We start from the raw sequence: 7,854 nt of genomic DNA, 5'->3' as shown, positions 1-7,854 counted from the left end.
GGAGGCCGGAGTCTCGGCTGTCCTCAGGCGCGCGACAAGGAACTCGCCTCATAGCGCAGCTGATAGGCGCGTACCCCACCGCCGCTCATCCGATAGATCGTTATCGCCGACAGGAACTGCTCCTTCACCTCCAGCGTGCGGCCACGCTCCTTCTCGGCGATGTCACTGATCCAGTCCTCCACATGCTCTGGCAGCTTGAACGCCAGCTCATACGCGTTCTGCGCACTCAACGGCGACAGGGTCCACTCCGCCGAGCCGCCGCTACCCCGCCTCCGGATCCGCACCGCGTGATCAGGCTGGGCATCCGCATACGCCACGAACGCATGGTGATCGTCAGCGGCCAGCGGCAGGATGAACGGGGCCGCCGGAAACCCGAGCAACAGCTCAGCATCACTGCGTTGCTGCAGAGCCGCAACGAAACTCGCAATGGCCGCGGCGGCCTCCTGCTTGAACTTCCCCTCGGCGATCGACACTGCGGGCAGCAGATGGGCCGGTGCGGTACCCAGCGCCTTCCGCACCTCGGTGCGTAGCCACGTCATGGGAAAAGGATCGGACGGCCCCAGGTGCTTCTGAGCCCTGTCCAACGTCCACGCCGTCGTACCGATGGCCCCCAGCAGCCAGGCGAACGACGCACCGGAGAGATCCACCAACGAGAGCTGATGGGCGAGCGCGTACTTCTGCGCCTCCGCGGTGAACCCGTTCGCCGAGAACAAGGCGTACGAATACTGGTAGCGCTGCCGCGGCCGCCTCCCGGCATGCGTCATGAAGTTCTCGTTCACGTCATGCACGACGCCGTGCGCGTTCCGCACGATCTCCAGCCCGACCCGGTCCTTGTAGAACTTCGCCTCAAGAAAGAGCCGCACGGGCATCGAGAACGCCGGCGTGAACGCGAACTCGCCCAGCGCGTCCACCTGATGCAGTGCGCCCCGCCCCCGGACCCGAAGCGTGTCACCCTGGCTCACGAGCTCCACGGGGTCCTGGTCCTCGTGTACCAGGAGTCGGTATCCGGAGAACCGCAACAGCCAGGCCAGCGACTCCTCCAACAGATAGCCCCGCAAGGCCGAATCCTTGGCCACGCTCTCCCCCTCCGTAACACGATCACGCCATACTCATCAGTGATGATCTCACCGCTGGCGAAACCGGGTCATGCGCTGGAGCCTTGCCCAGTCATCCCAGTCGAAGAGGCCCAGGGCACAGACGGGTCAGACTTCGATCCGTCTGGTCGAAATCATTCACGGTGTGCCACCTCGTCGGTATCCGGCCCACAGCCGCCCGCCGACCTGAGCCAACACCTCGTCCGTCACACCGACAAGAGGCTCGTTGTTCCCGCCCAGTGCCTCACGGACGGCGTCGTGCAAGCTGGCGGCAAGTCCTGGGGCTGCGGCATCCATGCGACGTGCTAGCCATTTCCCGCCACCGCACCATGATCCACTCGCATTCAGCGCCAGTTCGCCGACTCTCCTGGTGAGTTCTGCTGCGATGAACAGCGTCTCCGCCTGATCTGCACTCCCAGCGAGATCGTCCAGGAGGTCCGTGATCGCATAGCGCCAGTCCTCAAGCTCCTCGGCTCTAACAGCGGGCGGACCCGCGATGGCCAGCTTCCGGGCTTCAGCGCCGAGACGTACACCGAGCCCATCTGCATCGAAGAGCAACAGGCCGTCCGCACACATCCACAGCAGCGGGCTCCGCCGTCGCCGTATCTCACGCTCTACGAATGCGTGCCAGGTGTCCTCCGTGTGGACGAACATCTCCACGGGCCAGTCGCGAAACCGGAAGCTCTCACGGTACGGGGCCGGGGTTCCGTGTAGAAGCACGACGATGTCGAGGTCGGAGAAGGCCGTGCGTCGTTCCGACAGGATGCCGCCCCCCAGAAAAGCCGCCCGGGCGGCAGGATGACGTTCCTCTACAACGGCGCGCGCTGCTGCAACTGGATCCATGTCAAATCGCCCATTTCTTTCGCTCGGCAAGCCACCGCAGAACGACCTCGCCGCTCCAGGTTTGGTGCTGTCGGAGGAACGGAGATCCGAACGCATGAGGTGGCTGGGCTCCGGAAACAAGGAAGAAGCCGGAGAGCGCAGCCAAGGCGGCATCCAGTTGCTCTCCTTCAACACCCTGGGCCGTGGCATGGCGGGCGAAGAGCGCCGATGCGTCGTACCCATCAGCGAATGCAGTGGCCAGAAGCAGCACGAGATCGAACCAACTTGCGCCCAGACAGGGCCAGTTCCAATCGCAGATCCAGGCTGCTCCATTGGTGTCGAGGAGGACGTTGTCCTGCCGGAGGTCATGGTGCAGAACCGCGGTGCCCGCGGTGGCCTCGCGCCATCCAGCCTCCAGGTCAGCAAGTTGATCCAAGAGGTGGAATGGCGTCCAGGTCGGCAGTAGACGGTGCTCAGTCGCGCCTCCGACGAGGGCGCGCCAATCGTCGAAGTCTCCTCCATCGCCCACTGGTTTAAGTCCGGTTTCCAGAAGCTGGGCAGACGGATGAGCGAGCGCCTCTGCTGCCGTGGCCCATGCATCCAATGCGGCCGACAGCTCCTCCGATTTCCAGGGTTCGCTGGGCATACGGCCTCCATCCACGGCGTCGAAACCCAGGACAACCCATCCGTCCTGCTCCTCATGCCATCGCAGACGGGGAGCGGGCACATCGGCAGGCAGCACCGTGTTGATCAGCGCCTCGCGCCGGTAGCAGTCCGCGATGTGCACGGAATCGGCACTGTTGACGGCCTTTACGAACTGAGCATCGTCATCCGAGAAGATCACTGCGGCAAAGCCGCGGGTGAACCCGCTGCCTGAGCTCGGTCCGGCCGATACTCGGCCGCTGAACCGCCGACTGATCAGAAGGCGGACAGGCTCGGGAAGGTCCTGCCATCCAGGCCGAACGGCGGTGGAAGCGTAGTGCGGGCGTGGAGTCATTGTGGCCAGCATCCCGTCAGAGTGCAGCAATCTCGCGGCGCTCCGCCAATGAGATTTGACTGGGCAATGTTTCCAAGGCATCGGCGACGCCCTCGCCACCAGATCCGCGCCTCCCTCACCTAGTGCCGCCCGTTGCTCCCCAACCCGGGATCCGAGGTGCGGCTGCACAACACCACGCACTACACCTCCATGTTCCGCTACGCCGACAACATGCTGATCAACCCGCGCACGTCTGGGGCCCGCCGGCCAGCGCCAACCCTTTCCTCCACCTCAAAAGGGATAACAGCACAGGGTGGTTCGAGAACTACGCTCGAGGCTTCGAAGCCGTCTGGGCCGCCGCGCGGCCCGGATTTCCGACCAGGAGGGGACCGCCGCACATGGGCAGGACTGAGTACTACAACGACCCCGCTGCACCGAAGGCGAACACCCTCATCCCCGCGAGCAATCTGCTCGTCGTCGACGACAGCGGCGCTATCCTCCTCCAGCGCCGCCGCGACACCGGCCAATGGGCTCTGCCCGGCGGTGCCCAGGACATCGGCGAGACGGCTGTGCAGTGCGCGGTACGCGAATGCCTTGAGGAGACCGGCATCGCCGCCGAGGTCACCGGCTTCCTCGGGGTCTACACCAACCCCCACCACATCGTGGCCTACACCGACGGCGAGATCCGCCAACAGTACGAGAACACCTACATCGGCCGCCCCGTGGGCGGAGAGCCCACCATCAACGACGAGGCTGATGGCGTCCGCTTCATCCAGCCCGCCGAGTTGGACCAGCACGACATCCACCCCAGCATGCGTCAGCAGATCGGCGACTATCTCGCCGGCACGTACCCCTACCTCGGCTAACCGCAAGCGCCGCCTCCACACGCTCCACAGCGGCAAAAATCTCCGCCGCCGCCCGACGGATGAATGCTGCGCCACCGCCCGCCGTCTCGGCGGGCGGTGGCGCAGAGCAGATACGGAATCGACCTCAGGGCGTGAGGCGGTTCGGCCCGCGGAACAGGAACGCGGCCTCGCGGATCGAGTCGAGGCCGAGCATGACCATCAGGATCCGGCCCAGGCCGGCGCCGAGGCCGCCATGGGGCGGGCACCCGAAGCGGAAGATGTTCATGTAGTCCTGCATCGGCTCGGTGTTCATACCCTTCTCCTCCGCCTGCTTGAGCAGCACGTCGGAGCGGTGCTCACGCTGGGCCCCGGTGGTGATCTCCAGGCCCTTCCAGAGCAGGTCGAAGCTGAGCGTGAGGTCCGGCCGGTCCGCCGGACGCATGTGGTAGAACGGCCGGATGCTGGCCGGGTAGTGCGTGATGAACACGAACTCGTGGCCCGTGAACTCCTTCATGTGAGCGGCGATGGTGCGCTCACCCTCCGGGTCCAGGTCCTCCTTGAGGCCCTCCGGGCCCCAGCCGCCGGCCCGCAGGATCTCCTGCGCCTCGGCCATCGTGATCCTGGGGAACGGAGCCTCCGGCACGACGACCTCGACGCCGAAGACCTCCCGGATCGCCTCACCGTGGACCTCAGCGACCTTCGCGATGGCGTGAGCGAGCATCCGCTCCTCGAACGCCATCACGTCTTCGACGTCGTCGATCCACGACAGCTCGACGTCCACGCCGGTGAACTCGGTCGCGTGGCGGGAGGTGAACGACGGCTCGGCCCGGAAGACGGGGCCGATCTCGAAGACCCTGTCGATGCCGGCGGCCACGGCCATCTGCTTGTAGAACTGGGGCGACTGCGCGAGGTAGGCCGACCGGTCGAAATACCCGAGCTTGAACACCTCCGCGCCGGACTCCGAGGCTGTACCCATCAGCTTCGGCGTATGCATCTCCGTGCAGCCGTTCTGCATGACGTACTCGCGCAGCCCCTGTTCCAGGGTCGTCTGCGCGGTGAACACCAGTTGCGCGGTGGCCCGCTTGCGTACGTCGAGGAAGCGCCAGTCGAGCCGGTGCTCGGGGCCGGTGTGCTCGTCGATCGGCAGGGGCGTCTCCGCCCGGTTCAGCACCTCAACCGTCTCGGGGACGAGCTCCAGGCCGCCCAGCTTGACCTGCGCCGCGTCCACGACACGGCCAGTGATCCGGACGGCGGACTCGGGGGTAAGCGATTCGATGACGGCTTCGAGTGGGCCGCCGTCGCGCTTGTGGGTCACCTGGACCATGCCGGAGTGGTCCCGCAGGATGACGAACTGCATCTTTCGCTGCAGCCGGAGTGCGTTCACCCAGCCGGAGACGGTGACGGTCTGGTCGGGGTGCGCGTGTAGGTCAGAAGCCAGTACGCGGCTAGTGGTGTGGATCATCGCAGCCCTCCAGGGGCGTCGTCATGATCCCTTGGAAGCGTGGGCGAGAAGGGTACTCGCGGTGCCACCACGCCTTTGCCACCGCCGGACAGCGGCGGCCTCGTTCAGCCCGATGACGGGGGCAAACCGGCGGGGCATTGGGCCCGGGGGCCGTTCCTCCCCGCGCTCGGGAGGGTCTTCACCACAGGTGCGAGTCCGCCTTCACAGCTCCCGGCGGCTCTCTCTGCTCACGTGATCCGTGGCTACTCGTCTCCGTCGACGCGTTGCCCACGAGAATAGGGACCCCGCAAGTCTCCCGCAACGCAATCACGGCAATGGCGCACGACGTGGCCGAAGGACGGCCCCGCCGAGGCCAGGTGCGACACGCAGCACATCGCGGCCGAGCTGGCCGCCGCCGACCTCTTGCTTGGACTCCGGTGCGCGTGGCAGTGCGAGGTGACGGTACGGAATTTCTTGCTACCGTCACGTTCGCCCTCAAGGAGGTCTCATGGCATCGACTCTGCCCACTGTGGCTGATGTGGATCTGAGAGTTCAGCCGATTGACGATGTGCTCGAACGTGTGGACCAGGCCTTGGGGGTGCGGCTGGAGCGGAACACGGTGGTGCGTAAGCGCCGCTCAATCGGGGGACAGACCGATCACGGTACCTGGGTGCGGATCGAGCGTCGTGGGTTCGACAGGATCGGCGAGCAGGGTTGGAACGGCATCGAGGCCGCGGCGGTCCTGCGGGACGTGATCATGCCGCAGTGGTATCGGGGGTTTGCCTGGCGTGAGCGGGACCAGCCGGTGATGTGGCGCGCTGACGAGCTGGAGCTGATCACAGCCGCGCCCGTGGGGAAGGGCGCCATGGTGCTCGACGACCCCAGTTTGCAGGATTCGTGGTGGGTGTCGTTGAACGCCTCGCTCGATGCCCTCGCCGCGCACCGTACTCCCCGCATTGCCACGCCCGACACCGTGATGATCACGCAGGACGTGGTCACCTCGACGATCAGTGCCGTCTTCCCTGAGGTCACCGACACGACCGTGAGCGACTGGGTGCCGGCACACGCGGACCTGACGTGGGCGAACGTGATGGGGCCCGAGTTCTGCGTGATCGACTGGGAGGACTGGGGGATGGCTCCTCGAGGGCTGGATTCCGCGACCCTGTGGGGCAATGCGCTTGCCGTCCCGGCGCTGTCCGAGCGGGTAGTCCACGAACGACGTCGGGACCTGGAGAGCCGGGATGGCAAGCTAATGGCGCTGTTCTTCTGCGCGAAGATCGCGGGCCCCCACGCGTACGTGGATGACCCCCTCCTGAACCCCGCCCGCGGGGAAGCGGCGAGGCTTGTAGCGGAGCTTCAGGCCACCAGACGGCACCACGGTTTCAGCAAGACTGAACGCTGACACTTCCCGCCCACCACCAGTAACAGTTGGAGCTTTCGTGCCCGGGCCTGTCACCCCGATCATCCGCACCGCTGCCAAAGCTGTCGTCCTCCACGCCGGCCGTGTGCTGCTCCAGCGGGCCAACTGGGAGGGGCAGGAGTGCTACTTCCTGCCCGGCGGAGGCCAGCTCCCCGGTGAAGCCCTCGATGCCACCGTGCGCCGCGAAGTCCACGAGGAGACCGGTCTGACCGTCACCGTGGTCCGGATGTTGTGGCTGCGCGAATACATCGGCGCCAACCACAAACACGCCGACACCGAAGCCAGCACCCACCGCATCGAAGCGATCTTCCACTGCATCCCCTCCGGTGACCCCAGCAAGCTTGGCGGACACGCCGAGGACGACTTGCAAACCGGCCTGGACTGGATCGAGTTGGAAAAGGTGCCCCACCTCAACCTGCTTCCCCATGCCCTGCGGCGGCCGATCACCTCACTCGCCGGCGCGGAGTATGCGACCGGCTACCTCGGCGACGTCGCCTGAGCACCCCGATGGCCAGCGCGTCCTGCCCGACCTAATCCGTCCACCCAAAAGCGCTTAGCTCAGATCACGTCCGGCACCGTGCGCCGGTAGCGGACTTCGGACAGCAATACTCCGTCGTATTCGTCGACTTGAACGGCACCATCAGCGGAGTAGCCCGCCAGTTCATAGAAGCGCCGCGCCCGAAAGTTGTTGCGAAAGACCCACAAGAGCAACGTGCCGAAACCACGAGCCACAGCATGGGTATTCACAGCGTTGAGCAGCGTGCGGCCAACCCCTGTCCCGATGAGTGAAGGCTGGACGTAGAGGGCATAGAGCTCACCCAGAGCATGGTCCGCCTCCGTGCCGCGGTAGGGCCCGAGGCAAGCCCACCCCAAAACTTCTGAATGATCATCAACCGCTACAAGATCCATCACCTGCCCGCCCGACCGCGCAAAACGTCTCCGGCACCGCTCGGCATCCTTCTCGACCGTCATCCCGTCCAAGTAGGGCTGAGGCACAATGCCGGCGTACGCTGCCTTCCAACCGGCCACACGTATTGCCGAGACAGCCGCAATGTCGGCTTCCTTCATGACCCGTACGGACATCATCTCGACACCATAAGTGACCCTTTGCACGACCGTCCGGAATTTACGGCGAACCATCCCACGGGTCTGCCGCACGATCGGGTGACATCTGAACTGGCTTGCCCTGTGGGGCAGGTGGGAAGGATGTCGCTGTGCCAAAGCCCTATCCGGAAGAGTTCCGCCAGGACGTCGTG

The 7,854-nt window shown here is 65.5% G+C and carries 8 protein-coding genes; 3 read left to right on the top strand and 5 right to left on the bottom strand.

Annotated elements, in window-relative coordinates; genetic code table 11:
- Positions 1 to 23 precede the first annotated feature (23 nt).
- From ACEPPI_RS27915 to ACEPPI_RS27905, 3 genes are all read right to left on the bottom strand, one after another.
- The gene (locus ACEPPI_RS27915) at positions 24 to 1,076 is read right to left on the bottom strand and encodes a hypothetical protein (RefSeq protein ID WP_373918028.1); all 1,053 of its coding nucleotides are present in this window, start codon (positions 1,074 to 1,076) and stop codon (positions 24 to 26) included.
- A 156-nt stretch (positions 1,077 to 1,232) separates the two neighbouring features.
- A complete protein-coding gene (locus ACEPPI_RS27910; protein WP_373918027.1) occupies positions 1,233 to 1,937 on the bottom strand; it encodes a nucleotidyltransferase domain-containing protein in 705 nt (234 codons plus the stop codon).
- 1 nt (position 1,938) lies between these two features.
- Positions 1,939 to 2,925 carry a phosphotransferase family protein gene (locus tag ACEPPI_RS27905; protein WP_373918026.1) on the bottom strand — a complete coding sequence of 329 codons (987 nt, stop codon included), beginning with the start codon at positions 2,923 to 2,925 and terminating at the stop codon, positions 1,939 to 1,941.
- 365 nt (positions 2,926 to 3,290) lie between these two features.
- On the opposite strand from ACEPPI_RS27905, the gene ACEPPI_RS27900 reads away from it, so the two are divergent.
- Entirely contained in the window at positions 3,291 to 3,758 is a 468-nt protein-coding gene (locus ACEPPI_RS27900; protein WP_373918025.1) for an NUDIX hydrolase, read from the top strand.
- 124 nt (positions 3,759 to 3,882) lie between these two features.
- Here the strand turns inward: ACEPPI_RS27900 and aspS are convergent, their stop codons facing one another.
- The gene (gene aspS, locus ACEPPI_RS27895) at positions 3,883 to 5,199 is read right to left on the bottom strand and encodes an aspartate--tRNA(Asn) ligase (RefSeq protein ID WP_373918024.1); all 1,317 of its coding nucleotides are present in this window, start codon (positions 5,197 to 5,199) and stop codon (positions 3,883 to 3,885) included.
- A gap of 487 nt (positions 5,200 to 5,686) precedes the next feature.
- Between aspS and ACEPPI_RS27890 the strand changes: the two genes are divergently transcribed.
- Positions 5,687 to 6,580 (top strand): hypothetical protein, encoded by an 894-nt coding sequence (locus ACEPPI_RS27890; protein ID WP_373918023.1) that lies wholly within the window; start codon positions 5,687 to 5,689, stop codon positions 6,578 to 6,580.
- A 37-nt stretch (positions 6,581 to 6,617) separates the two neighbouring features.
- Complete coding sequence (locus ACEPPI_RS27885) at positions 6,618 to 7,097, top strand: NUDIX domain-containing protein (RefSeq protein ID WP_373918022.1); 480 nt, start codon at positions 6,618 to 6,620, stop codon at positions 7,095 to 7,097.
- 59 nt (positions 7,098 to 7,156) lie between these two features.
- Here ACEPPI_RS27885 and ACEPPI_RS27880 read toward each other — a convergent pair whose 3' ends face one another.
- Positions 7,157 to 7,666 carry an N-acetyltransferase family protein gene (locus ACEPPI_RS27880; protein WP_373918021.1) on the bottom strand — a complete coding sequence of 170 codons (510 nt, stop codon included), beginning with the start codon at positions 7,664 to 7,666 and terminating at the stop codon, positions 7,157 to 7,159.
- Positions 7,667 to 7,854: the final 188 nt, after the last annotated feature.

It is taken from the genome of Streptomyces sp. AB3(2024) (assembly GCF_041862025.1).
In the GTDB taxonomy this organism is placed as follows: Bacteria; Actinomycetota; Actinomycetes; order Streptomycetales; family Streptomycetaceae; genus Streptomyces.
The sequence above is the reverse complement of the archived record's forward strand: the minus strand, read 5'-3'. Positions and strand labels throughout refer to the sequence as shown.